The 22,656-nt window shown below is 72.1% G+C and carries 23 protein-coding genes; 17 read left to right on the plus strand and 6 right to left on the minus strand.

Going from position 1 to position 22,656, the window contains the following annotated elements; all coding sequences use genetic code 11:
• Positions 1–263: 263 nt before the first annotated feature.
• Both ACX6XY_RS01530 and ACX6XY_RS01535 read right to left on the minus strand, forming a co-directional pair.
• The gene (locus ACX6XY_RS01530) at positions 264–1,643 is read right to left on the minus strand and encodes an aspartate aminotransferase family protein (protein ID WP_460325412.1); all 1,380 of its coding nucleotides are present in this window, start codon (positions 1,641–1,643) and stop codon (positions 264–266) included.
• Positions 1,628–2,119 carry an Lrp/AsnC family transcriptional regulator gene (locus ACX6XY_RS01535; RefSeq protein WP_460325414.1) on the minus strand — a complete coding sequence of 164 codons (492 nt, stop codon included), beginning with the start codon at positions 2,117–2,119 and terminating at the stop codon, positions 1,628–1,630. Before ACX6XY_RS01535 ends, ACX6XY_RS01530 begins: the two co-directional genes overlap by 16 nt.
• Positions 2,120–2,301: 182 nt before the next feature.
• Here ACX6XY_RS01535 and ACX6XY_RS01540 point away from each other — a divergent pair, with 182 nt between their 5' ends.
• Positions 2,302–3,741 carry a gamma-aminobutyraldehyde dehydrogenase gene (locus ACX6XY_RS01540; RefSeq protein ID WP_460325416.1) on the plus strand — a complete coding sequence of 480 codons (1,440 nt, stop codon included), beginning with the start codon at positions 2,302–2,304 and terminating at the stop codon, positions 3,739–3,741.
• A 93-nt stretch (positions 3,742–3,834) separates the two neighbouring features.
• Here the strand turns inward: ACX6XY_RS01540 and ACX6XY_RS01545 are convergent, their stop codons facing one another.
• Together ACX6XY_RS01545 and ACX6XY_RS01550 are read right to left on the minus strand one after the other, a co-directional pair.
• The gene (locus tag ACX6XY_RS01545) at positions 3,835–4,260 is read right to left on the minus strand and encodes a DUF6299 family protein (RefSeq protein WP_460325418.1); all 426 of its coding nucleotides are present in this window, start codon (positions 4,258–4,260) and stop codon (positions 3,835–3,837) included.
• Positions 4,261–4,407: 147 nt separating this feature from the next.
• Positions 4,408–5,373 (minus strand): pirin family protein, encoded by a 966-nt coding sequence (locus ACX6XY_RS01550; RefSeq protein ID WP_460325420.1) that lies wholly within the window; start codon positions 5,371–5,373, stop codon positions 4,408–4,410.
• A gap of 123 nt (positions 5,374–5,496) precedes the next feature.
• Between ACX6XY_RS01550 and ACX6XY_RS01555 the strand changes: the two genes are divergently transcribed.
• The 13 genes from ACX6XY_RS01555 to ACX6XY_RS01615 all read left to right on the plus strand — a co-directional run bounded on the left by ACX6XY_RS01555 (position 5,497) and on the right by ACX6XY_RS01615 (position 18,333).
• The gene (locus ACX6XY_RS01555; RefSeq protein WP_460325422.1) at positions 5,497–6,801 is read left to right on the plus strand and encodes an alpha/beta fold hydrolase; all 1,305 of its coding nucleotides are present in this window, start codon (positions 5,497–5,499) and stop codon (positions 6,799–6,801) included.
• Between the two features lie 81 nt (positions 6,802–6,882).
• Positions 6,883–7,614, plus strand: a complete 732-nt coding sequence (locus tag ACX6XY_RS01560; RefSeq protein ID WP_460325423.1) for a PIG-L deacetylase family protein — start codon at positions 6,883–6,885, stop codon at positions 7,612–7,614.
• Between the two features lie 45 nt (positions 7,615–7,659).
• Positions 7,660–8,256, plus strand: coding sequence for a helix-turn-helix domain-containing protein (locus ACX6XY_RS01565; RefSeq protein WP_460325425.1), 597 nt, complete (start codon positions 7,660–7,662; stop codon positions 8,254–8,256).
• Between the two features lie 88 nt (positions 8,257–8,344).
• A complete protein-coding gene (locus tag ACX6XY_RS01570) occupies positions 8,345–9,313 on the plus strand; it encodes an NADPH:quinone oxidoreductase family protein (RefSeq protein WP_460325427.1) in 969 nt (322 codons plus the stop codon).
• The gene (locus ACX6XY_RS01575; protein ID WP_460325429.1) at positions 9,310–10,491 is read left to right on the plus strand and encodes an acyl-CoA dehydrogenase family protein; all 1,182 of its coding nucleotides are present in this window, start codon (positions 9,310–9,312) and stop codon (positions 10,489–10,491) included. Before ACX6XY_RS01570 ends, ACX6XY_RS01575 begins: the two co-directional genes overlap by 4 nt.
• Positions 10,488–11,630: an acyl-CoA dehydrogenase family protein gene (locus ACX6XY_RS01580; protein WP_460325431.1), complete on the plus strand. Its 1,143-nt coding sequence runs from the start codon at positions 10,488–10,490 to the stop codon at positions 11,628–11,630. Before ACX6XY_RS01575 ends, ACX6XY_RS01580 begins: the two co-directional genes overlap by 4 nt.
• A gap of 118 nt (positions 11,631–11,748) precedes the next feature.
• Positions 11,749–13,350, plus strand: a complete 1,602-nt coding sequence (locus ACX6XY_RS01585; protein ID WP_460325433.1) for an ABC transporter substrate-binding protein — start codon at positions 11,749–11,751, stop codon at positions 13,348–13,350.
• Positions 13,351–13,397: 47 nt separating this feature from the next.
• Complete coding sequence (locus ACX6XY_RS01590) at positions 13,398–14,363, plus strand: ABC transporter permease (protein WP_460325771.1); 966 nt, start codon at positions 13,398–13,400, stop codon at positions 14,361–14,363.
• The gene (locus ACX6XY_RS01595; protein ID WP_460325435.1) at positions 14,356–15,288 is read left to right on the plus strand and encodes an ABC transporter permease; all 933 of its coding nucleotides are present in this window, start codon (positions 14,356–14,358) and stop codon (positions 15,286–15,288) included. The genes ACX6XY_RS01590 and ACX6XY_RS01595 overlap by 8 nt, the downstream gene beginning before the upstream one ends.
• 53 nt (positions 15,289–15,341) lie before the next feature.
• Positions 15,342–16,295, plus strand: a complete 954-nt coding sequence (locus ACX6XY_RS01600; protein WP_460325773.1) for an ABC transporter ATP-binding protein — start codon at positions 15,342–15,344, stop codon at positions 16,293–16,295.
• Positions 16,288–16,953: an ABC transporter ATP-binding protein gene (locus ACX6XY_RS01605; RefSeq protein WP_460325438.1), complete on the plus strand. Its 666-nt coding sequence runs from the start codon at positions 16,288–16,290 to the stop codon at positions 16,951–16,953. The genes ACX6XY_RS01600 and ACX6XY_RS01605 overlap by 8 nt, the downstream gene beginning before the upstream one ends.
• Before the next feature lie 177 nt (positions 16,954–17,130).
• Positions 17,131–17,994: a phosphatidylinositol-specific phospholipase C/glycerophosphodiester phosphodiesterase family protein gene (locus ACX6XY_RS01610; protein WP_460325440.1), complete on the plus strand. Its 864-nt coding sequence runs from the start codon at positions 17,131–17,133 to the stop codon at positions 17,992–17,994.
• A gap of 144 nt (positions 17,995–18,138) precedes the next feature.
• Entirely contained in the window at positions 18,139–18,333 is a 195-nt protein-coding gene (locus ACX6XY_RS01615; RefSeq protein WP_460325442.1) for a hypothetical protein, read from the plus strand.
• Positions 18,334–18,484: 151 nt separating this feature from the next.
• Here the strand turns inward: ACX6XY_RS01615 and ACX6XY_RS01620 are convergent, their stop codons facing one another.
• Positions 18,485–18,979 carry a MarR family winged helix-turn-helix transcriptional regulator gene (locus ACX6XY_RS01620; RefSeq protein ID WP_460325444.1) on the minus strand — a complete coding sequence of 165 codons (495 nt, stop codon included), beginning with the start codon at positions 18,977–18,979 and terminating at the stop codon, positions 18,485–18,487.
• A gap of 124 nt (positions 18,980–19,103) precedes the next feature.
• Between ACX6XY_RS01620 and ACX6XY_RS01625 the strand changes: the two genes are divergently transcribed.
• Positions 19,104–19,517 (plus strand): organic hydroperoxide resistance protein, encoded by a 414-nt coding sequence (locus ACX6XY_RS01625; RefSeq protein WP_460325446.1) that lies wholly within the window; start codon positions 19,104–19,106, stop codon positions 19,515–19,517.
• Positions 19,518–19,529: 12 nt separating this feature from the next.
• Here ACX6XY_RS01625 and ACX6XY_RS01630 read toward each other — a convergent pair whose 3' ends face one another.
• On the minus strand, positions 19,530–19,889 hold the full coding sequence (locus tag ACX6XY_RS01630) for a DUF779 domain-containing protein (RefSeq protein ID WP_460325448.1): 360 nt from the start codon (positions 19,887–19,889) through the stop codon (positions 19,530–19,532).
• A 224-nt stretch (positions 19,890–20,113) separates the two neighbouring features.
• Here ACX6XY_RS01630 and ACX6XY_RS01635 point away from each other — a divergent pair, with 224 nt between their 5' ends.
• Complete coding sequence (locus tag ACX6XY_RS01635) at positions 20,114–21,820, plus strand: HAL/PAL/TAL family ammonia-lyase (protein WP_460325450.1); 1,707 nt, start codon at positions 20,114–20,116, stop codon at positions 21,818–21,820.
• Positions 21,821–21,987: 167 nt separating this feature from the next.
• Entirely contained in the window at positions 21,988–22,638 is a 651-nt protein-coding gene (locus ACX6XY_RS01640) for a nucleoside/nucleotide kinase family protein (protein ID WP_460325452.1), read from the plus strand.
• Positions 22,639–22,656 lie beyond the last annotated feature (18 nt).

The following is a 22,656-nucleotide window of genomic DNA, read 5'->3' on the forward strand; positions in this document are numbered from 1 at the left end:
CCTCGGTTCGTTCGCTCCGGTTACGAGGGCCGTCCCCGTGGGCGGTCCCCCTGTAGGCCTCCCCCGTACGAGGGAACGAGGGCGCGGCCGATCGGTCACGAACGTAGGGACCGCGGCGGGCACAGCGCACAGCACACGGCCCGGACGGCCGCGTTCTCACTCGAACGGGCCATCCGGGCCGTGTGCGTGTCCCGGCGTGTCAGAAGCGCCGGAAGTGCGGGAAGCGCTGGAGGCGTTGGTCGGCGACAGGGCGACCGGACGCGTCAGAGCTTCGTCCACGCCTCCGTCAGGACGTTCCGCAGGATCTGCTCGATCTCGTCGAAGGTCGACTGGTCGGAGATCAGCGGCGGCGCCAGCTGGACGACCGGGTCGCCGCGGTCGTCGGCGCGGCAGTACAGGCCGTTGTCGTACAGCGCCTTGGAGAGGAAGCCGTACAGGACGCGCTCGGTCTCCTCGTCGTTGAAGGTCTCCTTGGTGGCCTTGTCCTTCACCAGCTCGATGCCGTAGAAGAAGCCGTTGCCGCGGACGTCGCCGACGATCGGCAGGTCCTTGAGCTTGTTCAGGGTGGCGAAGAACGCGCCCTCGTGGTCCAGCACGTGCTGGTTGAGGCCCTCGCGCTCGAAGATGTCGAGGTTGGCCAGGCCCACCGCGGCGGAGACCGGGTGGCCGCCGAAGGTGTAGCCGTGCAGGAAGGTGTTGTCGCCCTGGTAGAACGGCTCGGCGACGCGGTCGGAGACGATGCAGGCGCCGATCGGGGAGTAGCCCGAGGTCATGCCCTTGGCGCAGGTGATCATGTCCGGTACGTAGCCGAACTTGTCGCAGGCGAACATCGTGCCCAGGCGGCCGAAGGCGCAGATGACCTCGTCCGAGACGAGCAGCACGTCGTACTGGTCGCAGATCTCGCGGACCCGCTGGAAGTAGCCGGGCGGCGGCGGGAAGCAGCCGCCCGCGTTCTGCACCGGCTCCAGGAAGACGGCGGCGACCGTCTCGGGGCCCTCGAAGAGGATCTGCTGCTCGATCTGGTCGGCGGCCCAGCGGCCGAAGGCCTCCGGGTCGTCGCCGTGGATCGGGGCGCGGTAGATGTTGGTGTTGGGCACCTTGTGGGCGCCGGGGACCAGCGGCTCGAAGGGGGCCTTCAGAGCGGGCAGGCCGGTGATGGACAGGGCGCCCTGCGGGGTGCCGTGGTAGGCGACGGCGCGCGAGATGACCTTGTACTTGGTCGGCTGGCCCTTGAGCTTGAAGTACTGCTTGGCGAGCTTCCAGGCGGTCTCCACGGCCTCGCCGCCGCCGGTGGTGAAGAAGACCTTGTTCAGGTCGCCGGGCGCGTGCTGCGCGAGCCGCTCGGCCAGCTCGACGGCCTTCGGGTGGGCGTAGGACCACACCGGGAAGAAGGCGAGCTCCTGGGCCTGCTTGTAGGCGGTCTCGGCGAGTTCGTGACGGCCGTGCCCGGCGTTGACCACGAACAGGCCCGAGAGGCCGTCGAGGTAGCGCTTGCCCTGGTCGTCGTAGATGTAGGTGCCCTCGCCGCGCACGATGGTCGGTACGGGGGCATTCTCGTACGAGGACATGCGGGTGAAGTGCATCCACAGGTGGTCGTACGCGGTCTGCGAGAGGTCCTTGCTCACGGCTATCGGGTTCCCCACATATAGGTCTGCTTCTTGAGCTTGAGGTAGACGAAGCTCTCGGTGGAGCGCACGCCGGGGAGGGCCCGGATGCGTTTGTTGATCACGTCGAGCAGGTGGTCGTCGTCCTCGCAGACGACCTCCACCATCAGGTCGAAGGAGCCCGCGGTGAGGACCACGTACTCCACTTCGGACATGGCGGAGAGGGTGTCCGCCACCGGGTCGAGGTCGCCCTCGACGTTGACGCCGACCATCGCCTGCCGCTTGAGTCCCACGGTGAGCGGGTCGGTGACGGCGACGATCTGCATCACGCCCTGGTCGAGCAGCTTCTGTACGCGCTGGCGTACGGCAGCCTCGGACAGGCCGACGGCCTTGCCGATGGCGGCATACGGACGGCGTCCGTCCTCCTGGAGCTGCTCGATGATCGCAAGGGAGACGGCGTCGACGGTGGGTGTCGACCCGTTCCCGGTCCTGGAGTCTGCGCTTCGGCTGGCCACGTCCTCACTCTGCACGAGGTCTCGTCTGTTCCGCAACCCCAGATCGATGAAATTCGTTGTTTGCTCGCTCGGATCTCGCGGATTTCGTAGATGTGGCCGTCTGGGTGTGTCGAAAGCGTCGGTAGACGGATTAGGGTAGGCAACGCATCTCACCCACTGGACATCATGATCAGGAGGCAGCAGTGACCACCGAACTGCGTCGGCTGCGCAACTACATCGACGGGGAGTTCCGGGACGCCGCGGACGGGCGGACCACTGAGGTGGTCAACCCCGCTACCGGCGAGGCGTACGCGACCGCGCCGCTGTCCGGACAGGCGGACGTCGACGCCGCCATGGCGGCCGCGGCCGCCGCGTTCCCCGCCTGGCGGGACCTGGTACCGGCCGAGCGTCAGAAGGCGCTGCTGAAGATCGCCGACGCCTTCGAGGAGCGGGCCGAGGAGCTGATCGCGGTCGAGTCCGAGAACTGCGGCAAGCCGATCGGGCTCACCCGCAGCGAAGAGATCCCGATGATGCTGGACCAGATCCGGTTCTTCGCGGGCGCCGCGCGGATGCTCGAAGGCCGCTCGGCGGGCGAGTACATGGAGGGTCTGACCTCCATCGTCCGCCGCGAGCCGATCGGCGTCTGCGCGCAGGTCGCGCCGTGGAACTACCCGATGATGATGGCCGTCTGGAAGTTCGCCCCGGCGCTGGCCGCGGGCAACACCGTCGTCCTCAAGCCCTCGGACACCACTCCCGCGTCCACGGTCCTGATGGCCGAGATCATCGGCTCCATCGTGCCCAAGGGCGTCTTCAACGTCGTCACCGGCGACCGCGACACGGGCCGTGCGATGGTCGAGCACCCGACCCCGGCGATGGCCTCCATCACCGGCTCGGTGCGCGCCGGCATGCAGGTCGCCGAGTCCGCGTCCAAGGACCTCAAGCGGGTCCACCTGGAGCTGGGCGGCAAGGCCCCGGTCGTGGTCTTCGAGGACACCGACATCGCCAAGGCCGTCGCGGCGATCGCCGAGGCCGGCTACTTCAACGCCGGGCAGGACTGCACGGCCGCCACCCGCGTGCTGGTCCACGAGTCCATCCACGACGAGTTCGTGACGGCGCTGGCCAAGACCGCCGCCGACACCAAGACCGGCATGCCGGACGACGAGGACGTGCTCTTCGGCCCGCTGAACAACCCGAACCAGCTGGCGCAGGTGGAGGGCTTCATCGACCGCCTTCCGGCGCACGCCAAGGTCGAGGCGGGCGGCCAGCGGGTCGGCGACAAGGGCTACTTCTACGCCCCGACCGTCGTCTCCGGCCTCAAGCAGGACGACGAGATCATCCAGCAGGAGGTCTTCGGCCCGGTCATCACGGTCCAGTCCTTCACGGACGAGGCCCAGGCCGTCCAGTACGCGAACGACGTCGAGTACGCCCTGGCCTCCTCGGTGTGGACCAAGGACCACGGCCGCGCCATGCGCCTGTCCAAGGCCCTTGACTTCGGCTGTGTGTGGATCAACACGCACATCCCGCTGGTCGCCGAGATGCCGCACGGCGGCTTCAAGAAGTCCGGCTACGGCAAGGACCTGTCGGCGTACGGCTTCGACGACTACACGCGCGTGAAGCACGTGATGACCTCGCTCGAGGGCTGATCACGGAACCCCAGGAGGGGGGGGGGGGGGGGGGGGGGGGGCGCCCCGCCCCCCCCCCCCCCCCCCCCCCCCCTCGCCGCGCCGCTCGGGCGCTCAGTCCTGTACGAGCTCGACGTCCCGCTGCCGCGACGCGTGGAAGTACGGCAGCGGCAGGCCGCCCCCGCGGCTGCGCAGCTCCATCACGGTGGCCTCGACCTGGGCCGCGCCCGGTGTGAAGGCGTCCACCCGGCCCGAGTTGGACCAGGAGTGCACCCGGCCGTCGCACACCGCGCGGGTGCCGCCGATGCCGTGCCGGACCCCGGAGTCGCCCTGGGCCAGCGAGGAGGAGACGAACACCGGACCCGTGCCGCCCCAGCAGCGGTAGGTGCCGGAGACCGTGACGGTGCCGTCGGCGGCGATGCTGCCGGTCGCGTGCACGGTGACCGACTCGGACGGGGCGGCGAACGCCTCGGCGGCGGGCGCGGTGAGCAGGAGCAGCGCGCTGCTCGCGCCGACGCCGATGGCCTTGCGCAGTGACATGGGGACCTCTCAAAGGGGGAGGGGAGGGGGAACGGACGGAAAGGTCCACATATATCGGACCGCCGATCGTCAGGGCGTCCCCCGATATCCGCCAATCGGGTGGCGAGGCGGCGACCGCGCGGCTTCAGCGCACGCGACCGCGCGGCTTCAGCGCACGCGACCGCGCGGCTTCAGCGCCACCGGCGGCAGTTCGGGCGCCGGAAGCGGCGCGCCGTCGTAGCCCTTGACCTCACCGAAACGGGTGCCCTCCATCCAGTCCCGGCGGGCCGCTTCGACCTCCTCGTGCGAACGGGCCACGAAGTTCCACCACATGACCAGCTCCTCCTCGAAGGGCTCGCCGCCGAGCAGCATCACCGCCGCGTCCGACTCCGCGCGCAGCGGGAGTTCGGCACGCCCGCAGCCGAGGTACAGCATGGATCCGGGGAGCACCGGCACACCGTCGGCGTGCACCTCGCCGGACATGCCCAGGACGGCGTACTCGAAGTCGGGCACCAGGGGCAGGGCGGTCGACGTGCCGCGGGCGAGGGCCAGGTCGGCGCCGACGAGGGGCGTATAGGTCGTGCCGGGCGAGGTGACGTCGTCGAGGGTGCCCAGGATGACCGTCGCGGTCAGGCCGGGGGCGGTGACCTGCGGCAGGTCGGGGTGGTGCTCGAACGACGGGGCGGTGTGGCGGTGCGCTTCGGGCAGCGCCACCCACAGCTGCGCGCCGTGCAGATAGCGGGCGTGGGACCTGGGGCTCTCCTCCGAGTGGCTGATCGCCCGCCCGGACGTCATCAGGCCCAGCTCGCGGGGGCGGATCGTCTGCAGGCCGCCGGTGCTGTCCCGGTGCAGCACCTCGCCCTCGTGCAGCCAGCTGACGGTCTGCAACCCCATGTGCGGGTGCGGCGGCACCTGCATCCCCGGCTCGTCCGCGATGTCGTCGGGACCGTAGTGGTCCACGAACGCGAAGCCGCCCACCATGCGCCGCCCGAGGTTCGGCAGCAGCCGCCGGACCTCGGTGGACTCGCCCAGCGTGACGCGCCGCGGGGACAGCAGTTCGCGTACCGGCTCCGCGACGACGAATCCGCGGCCGCCGCAGACGGAGACCGTTGCCTGACGATCAAGATTGCTCATGACGCACAACCTACTGTCGCTCGTACCGGAGATGCACCGAGTAGCCCACAGGTTCCCCGCGCGGGCCGGTGCGACGCGCCGTGTGGTGAACTGGGCGCGGAATCGCACAGCTCAGGAGCACCCGTGACCACGTACCGCCAGCCCGGTGTCGTCCTCACCGACCGGCACTTCACCGTCCCGCTCGACCACCACCGGCCGGACGGCGAGACGATCGAGCTCTACGCGCGCGAGGTCGTCGCGCACGACCGGACGGACGCCGGGCTGCCCTGGCTGGTGTACCTGGAGGGCGGGCCCGGCTGCGGGGCCCGCCGCTTCGTCGGGGGACAGGCCTGGCTGGGCCGGGCGGTGCGCGACTACCGCGTACTCCTGCTCGACCAGCGCGGCACCGGCCGCTCCACGCCCGCTGACCGGCAGACGCTCCCGCTGCGCGGCGGCCCGCGCGAGCAGGCGGACTACCTGGCCCGGTTCCGCGCCGACGCCATCGTCCGCGACTGCGAGCTGATCCGCCGCCAGGTCACCGGCGGCGCCCCCTGGACCGTGCTCGGGCAGAGCTTCGGCGGCTTCTGCGTCACCCACTATCTGTCCACGGCCCCCGAAGGCCTGGCCGCGGCCCTGATCACCGGCGGCCTGCCGTCCCTGGACGCGCACGCGGACGACGTGTACCGGGCGGCGTATCCGCGCATCACACGCAAGGTGGCCGCGCACTACGCCCGCTACCCGCAGGACGTCGAGCGCGCCCGCCGGATCGCCGCCCACCTCGCCGAGCGCGACGGGGTGACCCTCAGCGGCGGCTACCGGCTGACCGTCGAGGCCTTCCAGTCCCTGGGCATCCTGCTCGGCACCGGCGACGGCAGCCACCAGCTGCACTACCTCCTGGAGAACGCGTTCGTCCGCACCCCGCAGGGCCCCGCGCTCTCGGACACGTTCCAGGAGAACGTCCAGGCCGCGCTCTCCTACGCCTCCCGCCCGCTGTACGCCGTCCTGCATGAGGCGATCTACGCCCAGGACGCGCGGCCCACCGGCTGGGCGGCGGAGCGCGTGCGCGCCGAGTTCCCGCAGTTCGACGCGGCGGCGACGCTGGCCTCGCCCGACGCGCCGCTGCTGTTCACCGGCGAGTCCGTGCACCCCTGGGCCTTCGACTGCGACCCGGCGCTGCGCCCCCTGCGCGAGACCGCCGAACTCCTCGCCCAGCACACCGGCTTCACCCCGCTGTACGCGCCCGAGCGGCTCGCCGCCAACGAGGTCCCGGTCGCCGCGGCGATCTACCACGACGACATGTACGTCGACACCGCGCACTCGCTGCGCACCGCCCGCACCATCCGCGGACTGCGCACCTGGGTCACCGACGAGTACGAGCACGACGGGGTGCGGGCCAGCGGCGAGCACGTCCTGGACCGGCTCCTCACGCTGGTCACAGACGCGGCCTGACGCCCGCTCAGCCACCAGCGCCACGGCCGCCGCCCGGCAACTCCCGCGCGTCCGGGGGGAACCAGCGATTACCCTGCGGGCATGACGGATCAGCTCGAACCCATGCCCGAAGACTGGCAGCGCGCACTCGCGGTCGTCGCCCACCCCGACGACCTCGAGTACGGCTGCTCCGGCGCCATCGCCGGATGGACCGCCCAAGGCCGCGAGGTCGCCTATCTGCTGGCCACCCGCGGCGAGGCCGGAATCGACGCGCTCGACCCCGCCGCCTGCGCGCCGCTGCGCGAGCGGGAGCAGATCGACAGCGCCGCCGAAGTCGGCGTGTCCACCGTGGAGTTCCTCGACCACAAGGACGGGGTCATCGAGTACGGGCTCGGGCTGCGCCGCGACATCGCGGCGGCCGTCCGCAGGCACCGGCCGGAACTGCTGATCACCCTCAACCACCGGGACACCTGGTTCGGCGTCACCTGGAACACACCCGACCATGTGGCGGTCGGCCGGGCGACTCTGGACGCCGCGGCCGACGCGGGCAACCGCTGGATCTTCCCGGAACTCGTCGAGCAGGGACTCGAACCGTGGGACGGCGTGCGCTGGGTCGCCGTCGCCGGGTCCGCGTCCCCGACGCACGCGGTGGACGCCACCGCCGAGTTCGAGCGCGCGGTGCGGTCGCTGCTGGCCCACCGCTCGTATATCGAGGCGCTGACCGACGAGGACCCGGAAGCGTACGTCCGCACCTTCCTCACGGGTACCGGAAAGCAGGCCGCCGCGCGCTTCAAGGGGGACTTCGCCGTCACCTTCGAGGTCTTCTCCCGCTGAGCCCGCCAGATTGACAAAACTCTTTGCCGATCCCGCAATGGGAGGATGAACCAGACAGAAGAGATCGACGAGGTGCTGGTCGGCGTCGGGCCGAGGCTCCGGCGGATCCGCAAGGAGCGCGGCGCGACCCTGACCGGCCTGAGCGAGGCGACCGGCATCTCGGTGAGCACCCTGTCCCGGCTGGAGTCCGGGCTGCGCAAGCCCAGCCTGGAGCTGCTGCTGCCGATCGCCCGCGCGCACCAGGTCCCGCTGGACGAACTGGTCGGCGCGCCGCCCGTCGGCGACCCGCGGGTGCGCGCCAAGCCCCTCGTCAGAAACGGCCGGACGCTGCTGCCGCTCACCCGCCAGCCGGGCGGCCTCCAGGCCTACAAGGTGATCATCCCGGCTGAGGACACCGATCCCGACCCACGCGTCCACGACGGCTATGAGTGGCTGTACGTGCTCTCCGGGCGGCTGCGGCTGCTGCTCGCCGACCACGATGTGGTGCTCACACCCGGTGAGGCGGCCGAGTTCGACACCCGCGTACCGCACTGGTTCGGGTCCACGGGCGAGGGTCCGGTGGAGTTCATGAGCCTGTTCGGGCCCCAGGGTGAGCGGATGCATGTACGGGCCCGGCCGTCCCGGACGCGCACGACGGAGTGATCCGCGCGGCGGGACGGTTCCCAGCGAGGCAAGCGACCGCTTAGTATGCGGCCAGCTCAGTTCTCCGACCCCTCCGTGGAGGCCCCGCATGCAGGCATGGCGAGTGCACCAGAACGGCGAGCCGGGCGAGGTGATGCGGCTCGAAGAGACGGACCGGCCCACGCCGGGCGACGGGCAGCTGCTCCTTCGGGTGCGGGCCGCGAACGTCAACTTCCCGGACGCGCTGCTCTGCCGCGGCCAGTACCAGGTACGTCCGCCGCTGCCGTTCACACCGGGCGTGGAGATCTGCGGCGAGACCGAGGACGGCCGCCGGGTGCTGGCGACCCCCGCGCTGCCCTACGGCGGCTTCGCCGAGTACACCGTCGCGGACGAGGCCGCGCTGCTGCCCGCGCCCGAGGCGCTGGACGACGCGGAGGCCGCCGCGCTGCACATCGGCTACCAGACCGGCGTGTTCGGCCTGCACCGCAGGGGCCAGCTCAGGGCGGGCGAGACCCTGCTGGTGCACGCCGCCGCGGGCGGCGTCGGCAGCGCGGCCGTCCAGCTCGGCAAGGCCGCGGGCGCGAAGGTGATCGGCGTGGTCGGCGGCGCGGACAAGGCGCGCGTCGCCGAGGAGCTGGGCTGCGACCTCGTCATCGACCGGCGCGCCGACGATGTGGTGGCCGCTGTCAAGGACGCCACCGACGGCCGGGGCGCGGACGTGATCTACGACCCGGTGGGCGGCGACGCGTACGCCCAGTCCGCCAAGTGCGTGGCCTTCGAGGGCCGCATCGTCGTCGTCGGCTTCGCCAGCGGCGTCATCCCGACCCCCGCGCTCAACCACGCCCTGGTGAAGAACTACTCCGTGGTCGGACTGCACTGGGGCCTGTACCACACCAAGGACCCGCGGGCCGTACGAGAGTGCCACGAGCGGCTCACCGGCCTCGCGGCCCAGGGCGCGGTCAAGCCGCTGGTCAGCGCACGCGTGCCGCTGAAGGACGCCGCGGCCGCCGTCCAGCGCGTCGCCGACGGCACCACCACCGGCCGGGTCGCCGTAGTCCCCGAGGGAGTCACCGCATGACGGACGCCGCCGAACTGCGCAGCCGCACCCTGGAGTTCCTGCGCGCCAACCCCCCGTCCGGCACCGACCGCACGGACTTCCTGCGGGCCCGCTTCGACGCCGGTCTTGCCTGGGTGCACTACCCCGAAGGCCTCGGCGGGCTCGGCGCGCCGCGCGCCCTGCAGGCCGTCGTGGACGCCGAGCTGGAGGCCGCCGACGCCCCCGACAACGACCCGCGCCGGATCGGCATCGGCCTCGGCATGGCCGCGCCCACCATCCTGGCGTACGGCACCGACGCGCAGCGGCGGCGCTGGCTGCGGCCGCTGTGGACCGGCGACGAGGTGTGGTGCCAGCTGTTCAGCGAGCCGGGCGCGGGCTCCGACCTCGCCGCGCTCGGCACCAGAGCCGTACGAGACGGCGACCAGTGGGTGGTGAACGGGCAGAAGGTGTGGACCTCCAGCGCGCACACCGCCCGCTGGGCCATCCTCATCGCCCGCACCGACCCGGACCTGCCCAAACACCGCGGCATCAGCTACTTCGTCTGCGATATGACCGACCCCGGAGTCGAGGTCCGCCCGCTGCGCCAGATCACCGGCGAGGCCGAGTTCAACGAGGTGTTCCTCACCGACGTGCGCATCCCGGACGCGCACCGCCTGGGCGAGGTCGGCGAGGGCTGGAAGGTCGCGCAGACGACCCTGATGAACGAGCGCGTCGCGATCGGCGGCATGCGGCTGCCCCGCGAGGGCGGCATGATCGCCCCGGTCGCCGAGACCTGGCGCACCCGCCCCGAACTGCGCACCCACGACCTGCACCAGCGCCTGATCGGCCTGTGGGTCGAGGCCGAGGTGGCCCGGCTCACCGGCGAACGGCTGCGCCAGCAGCTCGCGGTGGGCCAGCCGGGCCCCGAGGGCTCCGGGATGAAACTCGCCTTCGCCCGCCTCAATCAGCAGATCAGCGGCCTGGAAGTGGAACTGCTCGGCGACGAGGGTCTGTTGTACGACGACTGGACGATGCGCCGCCCCGAGCTCGTCGACTTCACCGGCCGCGAGGCGGGTTACCGCTATCTGCGCTCCAAGGGCAACAGCATCGAGGGCGGGACCAGCGAGGTCCTGCTGAACATCGTCGCCGAGCGGGTACTCGGCCTGCCGCCCGAGCCGCGCACCGACAAGGACATCGCCTGGAAGGACCTCGCCCGATGACCGCACCCGCACCCGCGGCCGCCGACCTCCTCTACTCGGAGGCCGAGGACGACCTGCGCGCGGCCGTACGCGCCCTGCTCGCCGACCGCTGCGACGCCCGTGCCGTACTGGCCCGGATCGAGTCGGGTCAGCCGCACGACACGGAACTGTGGAAGACGCTCGCCGCGGACATGGGCCTGGCCGGTCTCCTGGTGCCGGAGCGGCGCGGCGGCCAGGGCGCCTCGCACCGGGAGGCCGCCGTGGTCCTGGAGGAGCTGGGGCGGGCCCTCGCCCCCGTGCCGTATCTGACCAGCGCGGTGATCGCCACCGAGGCGTTGCTCGCGTGCGACGGGAGCGGCGAGAGGGGCGCGAGCGAGAGCGGCGAGGCCGCCGGACTGCTCAGCGCGCTGGCCTCCGGCCGCACCGTCGCCGCACTCGCCCTCCCGCTGGCCCTCGCACCGGGCGCGCCGTACGGCGTCGTACAGGAGGAGGGCGGCCGACTGCACGGCACGATCAGCGGCGTCGCGGACGCGGCGGCGGCCGACGTCCTGCTGGTCGCGGCGGACGGCGGCGGCCTGTACGCGGTGGACACCGCCCAGGACGGCGTCACCGTGGACCCGCTGACCCCGCTCGACCTCACCAGGCCCCTCGCGGCGGTCACCCTGGACGACGCCCGGGGCCGCGTCCTGACCGCCGACGCGGACACCGCCGTACGCCGGGCCCTGACGGCCGGGGCCGGGCTGCTGGCGTCCGAGCAGCTCGGGCTCGCCGACTGGTGCCTGGCCGAGACCGTCGCCCACACCCGCCAGCGGTACCAGTTCAACCGCCCGGTGGGCTCCTTCCAGGCGCTCAAGCACCGGCTGGCCGAACTGTGGCTGTCCGTCGTGCACGCCCGAGCGGCGGCCCGCAACGCCGCCGACGTCCTGGCGACCGGCGGCGCGGAAGCGCCGCTGGCCGTGGCGCTCGCCCAGTCCTACTGCGCCCCCATGGCCGTACGCGCCGCCGAGGAAGCCCTCCAGCTGCACGGCGGCATCGGCATGACCTGGGAGCACCCCGCCCACCTCGCCCTCAAGCGCGCCAAGGCCGACTCCCTCGCGCTCGGCACCGCGGGCCGCCATCGCGAGACGCTCGCCGAACTCGCGGACCTCCAGGGGCCCTAGGCCCTGTCCTGCGGAGCCGGAACCTCCGGTACGGCCCCCTGGTCTGACACGCTCACTGCCTACGGCATAATTGCGAGCTGTTCGCAATAGCAGTTGATCTTCAGTAGGGGTGTGGAGCATGAGGGCCCGATCGATACGGGGAACCGGCGCACTGGCGGCGGCCGCCGCACTGGCGGTCGCCGCCTCGGCCTGCTCGGCGCCCGATGACGGCGCCGCGGGCTCCGGGAGCGGCGTCGCCGACGAGGCCGTGGTCGGGATCGCGTACGAGCCGGAGAGCCTCAGCCCGCTCCTCGGCTACGGCAAGGACGGCAACTCCAAGATATTCGACGGCCTGCTCACCCACGACGCCGACATGAACCTGCGGCCCGCGCTCGCCAAGGCGCTGCCCCAGGTGAGCGACGACGGGCTGACCTACACCTACCAGCTGCGCGAGGGCGTGAAGTTCAGCGACGGCACGCCCTTCACCGCGAAGGACGTCGTCTTCACCTACGAGACGATCCTCGACGAGAAGACCAACAACGCCTCCAAGGCCGAACTCGACGCGGTCAAGAGCGTCAAGGCCGAGGGCGACGACACCGTCGTCTTCCGCCTCAAGTACCCCTACGCCCCGTTCGCCGAGCGCACCGTGCTGCCCATCGCCCCCGCGCACATCGCGGGCGAGCAGGACGTGAACACCGGCGACTTCACCACCAAGCCGATCGGCACCGGACCGTACAAGCTCGTCGACTGGTCCAAGGGCGAGAAGCTCACCTTCACGGCCAACCCCGACTACTGGGGCGGCGCGCCGAAGGTGAAGGACCTCACCATGGCGATCATCGATGACGACGACATCCGCGCCACCCGGCTGCGCGCCGGAGACCTGGACGGCGCGATCCTGCCGCCCAACCTGGCCAAGACCTTCGCCGGTGACAAGAACCGCACCACCTACGCGGCCACCAGCTTCGACTACCGCGTGGTGACCCTGCCGACCCACAACAAGGTCGCGGGCGACACCGCCGTACGCCGCGCGCTGGACGTCGCCGTCGACCGCGAGGCGATGGTCGACGCCATCCTGGAGGGCGCGGGCAAGGAGGCCTACGGCCCGGTGCCCACCGACAGCGAGTGGTTCACCAAGGGCACCGAGCGCACCCACGACCTGGCCAGGGCCAAGAAGATCCTCGACGACGCGGGCTGGAAGCCCGGCAAGGACGGCGTCCGCGTCAAGGACGGCGTCAAGGCCAGCTTCCCGCTCTGGTACAAGTCCGGCGACAAGCTCCGCCAGGACCACGCCCTGGCCTACGCGTCGGACGCCAAGAAAGCCGGGATCGAGATCAAGGTCCAGGCGGGCACCTGGGAGGTCATCGAGCCCCGGATGAAGACCGACGCCGTGCTCGCGGGCGGCGGCGCGCCCGCCGACCCCGACTTCGACCAGTACCCGCTGCTCAAGTCCGAGCTCGCGGGCGACGGCTTCAACAACATGGCCTGGTACGACAACCCGGCCGTCGACAAGGCGATCGACGCGGGCCGCAAGACGAACGACCCGGCTGAGCGCAAGGCCGCCTACGACACCGTCCAGCGCGAACTGGTGAAGGACCCCGGCTACACCTTCCTCACCCACATCGACCACCTGTACGTGCTCGACAAGAAGTTCGGCGACCTCACCACCCAGGTCGAGCCGCACGACCACGGGCTCGCCGCCGGACCGTGGTGGAACATCGAGGACTGGCAGCCCGCGAAGTGACACCCGGCACCACCGCCACGGCCCGCCGCGGACTCCCGTGGGGGCCGATGGCCCGGATGACGGGACGGCGGACGCTGTTCGCCGTCCCGGTGCTGCTCCTGGTGACCTTCGGGGCCTTCGCGATCGCCGCCGCCTCGCCGTTCGACCCGGTCAAGGCGTACGCGGGCACGGCCGGACTCACCGCCTCGCAGGAGAACCTGGACCAGCTGCGCGCCAACCTCGGCGTCGACCAGCCGCTCGTCGAACGCTGGTGGCAGTGGCTCACCCACGCGCTCAGCGGCGACCTCGGCGACTCCACCGTGCTGCGGCAGCCGGTCGCCCAGGTCATCGGGGAGCGGCTCGGCTGGTCGGCGCTGCTCGCCGCGACCGCCTTCGCCGTCGCGGTGCTCGTCGGCACCGCGCTCGGCGTGCTGGCCGCGCGGCGCACCGGCGGCTGGCTCGACCGGGCCGTCACCTCGCTCGCGTACACCCTCGAAGCTGCGCCGCCGTTCTGGCTCGGCCTGCTCGCCGTGTGGCTGTTCGCGCTGAAACTCGGCGTGCTGCCCGCGGGCGGGCTCACCGACACCGGGAGCAGCGAGGTCACCGCGGACCAGGTGCTGAGCCACCTGATGCTGCCCGCCGCCGTGCTGGCCGTGTCGCAGCTGCCGTGGTTCGTGCTGTACGTACGCCAGGGAGTCGCCGACGCGCTCGACGAGGACCCCGTACGCGGGGCACGCGCGCGTGGCCTCCGGCCCCGTACCGTGCTGCTCGGACACGCGCTGCGCTCCGGCATGCTGCCCGTGCTCACCCTGATCGGCTCCCGCGTGCCCGAACTGATCACCGGGGCGCTGCTGGTGGAGACCGTCTTCAGCTGGCCCGGCATCGCCGCCGCGACCGTCGAGGCCGCGACCGCCGTCGACTTCCCGCTGCTGGCCGCGCTCACCGCGCTCGCCACCGTCGCGGTGCTGCTCGGCAACCTCCTGGCCGACCTGCTGTACGGCCTGGCCGACCCGAGAGTGGGGTTCGATGGCTGACCGGACTCCGACGGCTGAGGCCGAGCGGACGACGACCGAGCGGGCCCCGGCCACCGCCGCCGAGCCGCCGCGCTGGCGGCGCACCGGAGTCGTACGCCGCTCCACGCGCGCGTGGCGGGTGACCGGATCCGCCGCGATCACGGCGGCCGTGGTGCTCGCCGTCCTCCTCGTACCCCCGCTCGTCCAACTCGACGAACAGGCCGTCGACCTGTCCGCCAAGCTGCTGCCGCCGTCCGTCGCGCACCCCTTCGGGACCGACGACGTCGGCCGCGACCTGCTGCTGCGATGCGTCTACGGGCTGCGGGTCTCCCTGCTGGTCGGCGTGGTGGCCGCGGTGGTCGCGACCGTCATCGGCACCGCGGTCGGCGCCTGCGCCGCGGCCTGCGGCGGCTGGGTCGACCGGGTGGTGATGCGGCTCGTGGACGTCTTCGCGTCCGTGCCGCACCTGCTGCTCGGCATCTTCATCGTCGCCATGTTCCAGCCCGGCGTGTGGCCCGTCGTGGTCTCCGTCGCGCTCACCCACTGGCTGTCCACGGCCCGTATCGTGCGCGCCGAAGTGCTCTCGCTGCGCTCCCGGCCCTACATCGACGCGGCGGTCTCCGGCGGCGCGTCGCGGTGGCGGGTCACCGTACGGCACCTGGTGCCGGGGGTGCTGCCGCAGGCCGGGCTCGCCGCGGTGCTGATGGTGCCGCACGCCATCTGGCACGAGTCGGCGCTGTCCTTCCTCGGCCTCGGCCTGCCCACCCACCAGGCCAGCCTCGGGACCCTCGTGCAGAGCGCCCGCGGCTCGCTGCTCGCGGGCGACTGGTGGCCGACGCTGTTCCCCGGCCTGTTCATCATCGTGCCCACCCTGGCGATCGCGGGACTCGCGGGCGCCTGGCGGGAACGGCTCAACCCGCGCCGCCGATCGGAGCTGACGCTGTGAGCAGTACACCCGGACCCCTGCTCGCGGTACGCGGCCTGTCCGTGCGCTTCCGGATGCGCGGCGACCGGTACGTCGCCGCCGTCACGGACGCCTCCTTCGACCTCGCCGCGGGCCAGTGCCTGGCCCTGGTCGGCGAGAGCGGCTGCGGCAAGTCGGTACTCGCCTCCGCGCTGCTCGGACTGCTGCCGGGCAACGCCGAGACCGCGGGCTCCGCGCTGCTGCCGTCCTCGCTGGACCTGCTCACCGCCGACGAGGCGACGCTGGCCCGCACCGTGCGCGGGCGGCGCGTCGGACTCGTCCCGCAGAGCCCCGCCGCGCACCTGACCCCCGTACGGACCGTGCGCGCCCAGCTGGAGGAGACCGTACGGGAACTGACGGGCACCCGCAGGTCCGAGGTGCGGGCGGCCGCGGAAGCCGCCGCCGAGCGGGCCGCGTTCCCCGTGGACCACCTCGACCGGTATCCGCACGAACTGTCCGGCGGGCTCGCCCAGCGCGCGGCCACCGCGCTGGCGCTGATCGGCGACGCGCCCCTGCTGCTGGCCGACGAACCCACCACCGGGCTCGACCGCGACCTCGTGGACCGTACCGTGGACGAACTCAAACGGCACACGGGAGACGACCGCGCACTGCTGATGATCACCCACGACCTGGCGGCGGCCGAGCGCATCGCCGACCGGATCGCCGTGATGTACGCGGGCCGCATCGTCGAACTCGCCCCCGCCGCCGAGTTCTTCGGCGAACCGGGACCCCGCCACCCGTACGCCCGCGGCCTGCTGAACGCCCTCCCGGAACGGGACTTCACCCCCATCCCCGGCATGCCGCCCGAGCTCGGCGCACTGCCCGACGGCTGCGCCTTCGCGCCCCGCTGCGCACAGGCCACGGCGGACTGCACCGCACTGCCGCCAGCCCTGGACCCCGTCTCCGGCGCGGCCTGCCACCACCCGCTGTCCGCACCGGCGGCCGCCGCATCGGACACCGCCCGGCGACCGGAGGCGACACGTGCTTGACCTTCAGGCGATCACCGCGGGCTACGACCGCCGGACCCCCGTCCTGCGCGGCGTCAGCCTCTCCGTCGCCCCCGGCGAAGCCGTCGGGCTGCTCGGGCCCAGCGGCTGCGGCAAGTCGACCCTCGCACGGGTCGCCGCGCTGCTGCACCGCCCGGACGCCGGGCGCGTCGTCATCGACGGCGAGCCCGCGCGCGGCTGGCGGCACCGCGCCCCCCGGACCCAACGCACCGCCTTCGGCGTGGTGTTCCAGCAGCCGAGGCTCGCCGCCGACCCGCGCCTCAGCCTCGCCGACCTGATCGCGGAGCCGCTGCGCGCGAACGGCCTGGCCGCCGACATCCCCCACCGGGTACCGGAGTTGGCGCGGTCCATGGGCCTCGGTGACGACCTGCTCGGCCGTCGCCCGCACGAGGTCAGCGACGGGCAGCTGCAACGCGCCTGCCTGGCCCGCGCCCTGGTGCTGCGCCCGCGCTGGCTGGTCTGCGACGAGATGACGGCGATGCTGGACGCCTCGACCACGGCGGCCCTGGTGCACGCCGTCGAGGACTACCGCCAGCGCAGCGGCGCGGGGCTGCTGGCGGTCGGCCATGACCGCCGCCTGCTGGAGCGCTGGTGCGACCGCACGGTCCGCTTCGGGGAACTGACCTCGGGCGAGGCGTGAACGTTCCGCGTCGCGAGCGACAACTACGGGCATAACACTGCCAGTTGACCTGGGCGGGGCCGCATAATCAGCGAGGCCCCGCCTGCTGGCCGTACCCGCATCGGTACCCGCATCCGCATCCGTGTCCGTAGCCCTGCCCCGTAGCCCTATCCGTCGCGCGCCCGTTCGGGAGGCACCATGACCCTGGTCACCCGCCGCAGAGCCGTCACCACCCTCGCCGCCGCCGTCACCGCCGCCGCCGTCCCCTCGTACGTCCTGGCCGGGGAACGCACCCCGCACCCGCCCCCGCTCAGGCGCGCCCACGCGCACAACGACTATCGGCACGCCCGGCCGCTGCTCGACGCGCTCGACCACCGCTTCACCAGCGTCGAGGCGGACGTCTTCCTGGTCGACGGAGACCTCCTGGTCGCCCACGACCCCTGGGACCTGGACCCCGCCCGCACGCTCAGATCCCTCTACCTGGACCCGCTGCTCGCGCGCGTCAGGGCCCACCGCGGCTCCGTCTACCCCGGCTACCGCGGCTCCGTACAGCTCCTCATCGACATCAAGGCGGACGGCGCGGCGGCGTATGCCGAGCTTCACCGCCAACTGCGCCGCTACCGCCGCCTGTTCACCCTGTACGTGCACGGCCGGGTGCGTCCGGGACCGGTCACCGCCGTGATATCGGGCGACCGCTCCGCCCGCGCCCCGATGGAAGCCCAGCGGGTGCGCTACGCCTTCTACGACGGACGGCTCGCCGACCTGAACGCCCCGACGCCGGCCCCGGCCTCCCTCATCCCGCTCATCAGCGACAACTGGTTCCGGCACTTCACCTGGCAGGGGGTCGGGCCGATGCCTCCGGCCGAACGCGCCACACTGCGCGGCATCGTCACCACGGCGCACGCGCGCGGCCAGCGGGTCCGCTTCTGGGCGACACCGGACCATCCGGGCCAGCCGCGCGGCGCGGTGTGGAGCGAGCTGATCGACGCCGACGCCGACCACATCAACACCGACGACCTGCGGGCGCTCGAAGCGTTCCTGGACGCCTACGACCGGCCCTGACGCTGACCGGACCGCATGCGGTCACCGGCAGTCAACACACGTTCGGAGTACATGCCACTCGCTCGGATGAACCCTCCGTTCCGCCACACTGGCGACCGAAAGTCACGGGAGCCACGGTGCTGATGTGGCGGAGGAGGGCGAGTCATGGCCATTTCGATTTCTGTGGTGCTGCTGCTTCTGATCCTGGCTGTGGTCTTCCTGCGCAACGGCGCGCTGAAGGTCTCGCACGCCGTGGTCTGCGTCCTGCTGGGGTTCTATCTGGCGAGCTCCAGCATGGCGCCGACCATCCATGACGGGCTCACGGCGACCGCGGACCTGGTCAGCAGCCTGCAGCCTTAGCTTGCAGCCTTAGAGACCCGCACAGACGCCCCGTGCCGTGCCGAGTTCCTTCCTGACCTCTTCGCCGGGTCGAACCCGTCCAGGGCCCGGCAGGCGTCGCGGGCGTCGGCCGCCGCGGCTGCGAGGACATGCGCACGAGGCTAGGGCATGTCTATGACAGTTCGGCCTGGGCGGTGTCCGTACCGTCGATGTCGGCCGCGTCCAGGGCCTCGGCCAGGGTGTTCAGCCGGGTGCGCAGCTCGCGGATCTCGTCCAGGGGAAGGCCGGTGGCCGTGGCGATGCGGCGCGGGATGGCGAGGGCACGCGCGCGCAGGGCGGCGCCCGCGTCGGTGGTCCTGGCGGTGACCGAGCGCTCGTCGTCGCGGCTGCGGCGGCGCTCGACGAGGTCAGCCGCCTCCAGGCGCTTGAGCAGCGGGGAGAGGGTGCCGGAGTCCAGGCGCAGATACGCGCCGATCTTCTTGACCGGCAGCTCGCCGTGCTCCCAGAGCACCAGCATCACCAGGTACTGGGGATAGGTGAGGCCCAGATCCTTCAGAGCGGTCCGGTAGGCGGCGTTGAACGCGCGTGCCGCGGAGTGCAGCGAGAAGCAGACCTGCAGGTCGAGCCGGAGAAAGTCCTCGTCCGCGACGGAGTCCATGGCGTGCATGGCTCCAGGGTAGCCGAGCGGGCCATTTAGTTGTGCGCAATTTAATTGTGTGCTCTAGTTATGTGTGCCGGGCCGCCCGCTCCGGGCGCTCCGGGTTCCCCAAGAGCTGAGAAGGACTGCACTCATGGACGCGCTGTACACCGCTGTCGCCACCGCCAACGGACGCGAAGGCCGGGCCGTCAGCTCCGACGGTCAGGTCGACCTGCCGCTCGCCCTCCCCCAGGCCCTGGGCGGCAACGGCGAGGGCACCAACCCCGAGCAGCTCTTCGCCGCCGGATACGCGGCGTGCTTCGCCAGCGCGATGAGCTCCGTCGCCCGCGTGGCGAAGATCGACGTCAAGGACGTGTCGGTGACCGCGGAGGTCGGCATCGGCAAGGACACCGACGGCGGCTTCGGGCTCGCCGTGGTGATGCGCGTCGAGCTGCCCGACCACCTCGAGGGTGAGCCGGGCCGCCAGCTCGTCGAGCAGACGCACGCGTACTGCCCGTACTCCAAGGCCACCCGCGGCAACATCGACGTCGAGATCGTCATCGAGTGACCCGCCCGCCCGCTACTCGCCGATGACGCGGGAGCGGATCAGAAAGCGCACGCCCTCCGGGGCCTCCAGGGAGAAGCCGCCGCCGCGGCCCGCCACCACGTCGACGATGAGCCGGGTGTGGCTCCAGAGCGCGTACTGGTCACGGGACATCCAGAACCCGACCGGCTCCGCGACCCCGTCGACGGTCAGAGACGCGAGCAGTACATCCGATTCCCCGGTGCGGAACTCGCCCTCCGGGTAGCGCGTCGGCGAGCTGCCGTCGCAGCAGCCGCCCGACTGGTGGAACATCAGCGGGGCATGGGCCTCCCGCAGTCGCCGCAGCAGTGCGGCGGCCGCGGGGGTCAGCGCCACGCGTGGCGCGGTCTCGGCCATGGGCGCCGCCCTCCGGTCCGGCCTTGCCGGGGCGGGTCAGCGGTGGCGGAACCAGCCAGCCGCGGGAAGCAGCCGGTCGTCGTAGTCGAACAGGGCCTGGTTCTCCCAGCTGTTGCCGGAATGTTCCCTCGGGGGAGGAGAACCGATCCGCCGTTAGAGGGAACGGCGGGGCGGGGTGAGTGTCACGGCCCGGCACGGCAGGTGAAGCGTGCTGATCATCCGATATGACTATTCGATCCACGTGTGTCGCCGCCCTGCTGGTTCCCGCTCTCGGTTGCGGACTGCTCACCGCGGTCCCCGCCACGGCCGCCGCACCCCCCGAACCTCCGCGACAGGTGTCGGCCCCCACGGCGGAACCGCTGGTCGCGGAACCGCTGGTCCTGGACGGCGACTCGCTGAGCCTCGACGCCATGCGGAGCATCGTGCGCGGGGAACCCGTGACGCTGCGGCTGGACGACCGGGCGGCCCGGAAGATGAGCCGGGCCCGCGCCGGCGCCCAGAAGGTCCTGGACGGCGGGCAGCGCGTGTACGGCTGGAACCAGGCACTCGGCCCCCTCAAGGACCACCCGCTCGACGACGACCAGCAGGAGGAGTTCCAGCGCCGCATCCTGCGCTCGCACGCCGCGGGCACCGGACCTCCCGTCCCCGACGGCGAGGCCCGGCTCGCCCTGGTGCTGCGGGCCAACGCGATGGCCCGCGGGACCATGGGCGTACGCCCCGCGCTGGTGCGGCGGATGCTGCGCCTGCTCAACGCCGGCGTCACCCCGGTCATCCCGCAGATCGGCTCGCTGGGCACCGGCGACCTCCAGCCGATGGCCGCCGCCGGGCTCGTCCTCACCGGCGAACAGGCGCCCGCCCGCTACCACGGCCGCACCGGCCCCGCGCAGGAGATGCTCGCTCTGGCCGGGCTGAACCCGGAGTTCCCGCTCCAGGCGGGCGAGGCACTGCCGATCATCAGCGGCAGCGGCCTGCTCACCGCGCGCTACGTCCACGCCATCGACCGCGCCGCGTCGCTCGGGTCGCACTTCGAGCATGCCTTCGCGCTGTTCCTGGAGGCGACCAGGGCGGAGGCGGGCTCACTCGACCCCCGTACACACCGCGAACGCCGGGTGCCCGCCGAGGAAGCGGTGGCCGCACGGGTACGCGACCTGGTGGCGGGCAGCGAGTGGATGACCGACGAGGGACGCGAGCGGCTCGGTGAGGATCACCCGCGCGTCCAGGACGCCGTGTCGGTGCGCGCCGCCCCGCACATCGCCGGAACCCTGGCGCAGACCCTCGACGAGGCGCGGGTGATCGTCGAGCGTGAGGCCAACGCCTCCACGTCCAACCCGCTGATCTTCCCGAAGAAGGGCGGCGGCTACGAGTTCGTGATGGGCGGCAACTGGGACGGCGCCCAGATCGGCCACGCCATGGACACCCTCAACGCCCAGGTCACCGATGTCGCCGTGCTCTCGCACGAACTGTCCGCCCGCCTGCTGTCGAAGAGGTGGAGCTACGGGCTGCCGCAGAACCTCGCCTACCCGCCGGTCGGCCTCAACTCGGGCATGGTCCAGGTGCAGACGGTGGCCGCCGCGCTCATCCCGGAGATGCAGACGCGTGCGATGCCCGCCGGGGTGCTGTCGCGGCCGGAGAAGGACGGCCAGGAGGACCACAACACCATGGCCATGGCCTCGGCCCGCAACCTCCACGAGAACCTCGACCGGTTCGAGACCGTGCTCGCGGTGCAGCTGATGATGGCGGCCCAGGGCATCGACCTCATCAAGCCCGATATGCATGGAATGTCCCTGGGCGGCGGAACCGCCGCCCTGCACGAACGGATCCGCCGGAGCGTCAAGCCGCTGAAAGACGACCGGTGGATGTCCCCCGACCTGGAGAGGATGACCGCCCTGATCCAGGAACGCGCCCTCACCCGCGCGCCGTCCGCGGCCTGACCTTGCCGACGCCCCGGCCGGACGGCAAGATCAGGCCGCGAGGCGTTCAAAGACAGGCCTCACCACCGCGGGAGGGGTACCTGTGTCCGACGGCAAAGGCGAGCTCGACGAGCTGAAAAGCGAACGCCGGACGGCTGGCGGATGAGCGCGATGGCGTGGGAAGACGTGTGACCGCCACCGTACGGGCCCCCGTCAGCGAACTGGTCGAACGCGCCCGCGCGCTCGTCGACCACGGCGGGCGGCGGGCCGTCCTCGGCATCACCGGCGCACCGGGCGCGGGCAAGTCGACCCTGGCCCGGCAGCTGGCCGACGCCCTGGGCCCGCGGACCGCCGCGCTGGTCCCGATGGACGGCTTCCATCTGTCCAACGCCGTGCTGCGCGCCCTCGGCCGCCGCGAGCGCAAGGGCGCCCATGACACCTTCGACGCCGACGGCTACGTCCACCTGCTGCGCAGGCTCCGCGCCCGCGACGAGGCCGTGGTGTACGCGCCCGACTTCGACCGTGACATCGAGGAGTCCATCGGCTCGGCGCTGCCCGTACCCCGAGAGGTCCCGCTGGTCATCACCGAAGGGAACTACCTGCTGTGCGAGACGGGTTCCTGGAGCCGGGTGGCCGGACTGCTTGACGAGAGCTGGTACGTGGAGGTCGCCGACGCCCTCAGACGCCGACGACTCACGGACCGCCACCGGGCACACGGCAAGTCCCGCGCCGAGGCCGCCGCCTGGACGGAGGGAAGCGACCAGGCGAACGCCGAACTCGTGGCCCGCGGCAGATCCCGCGCCGCCATCGCTGTGACAGTCGAGCCCGGCGGAGGCTAAGCCTCCGCCCCTGGCGTT

Source organism: Streptomyces sp. O3 (genome assembly GCF_054788135.1).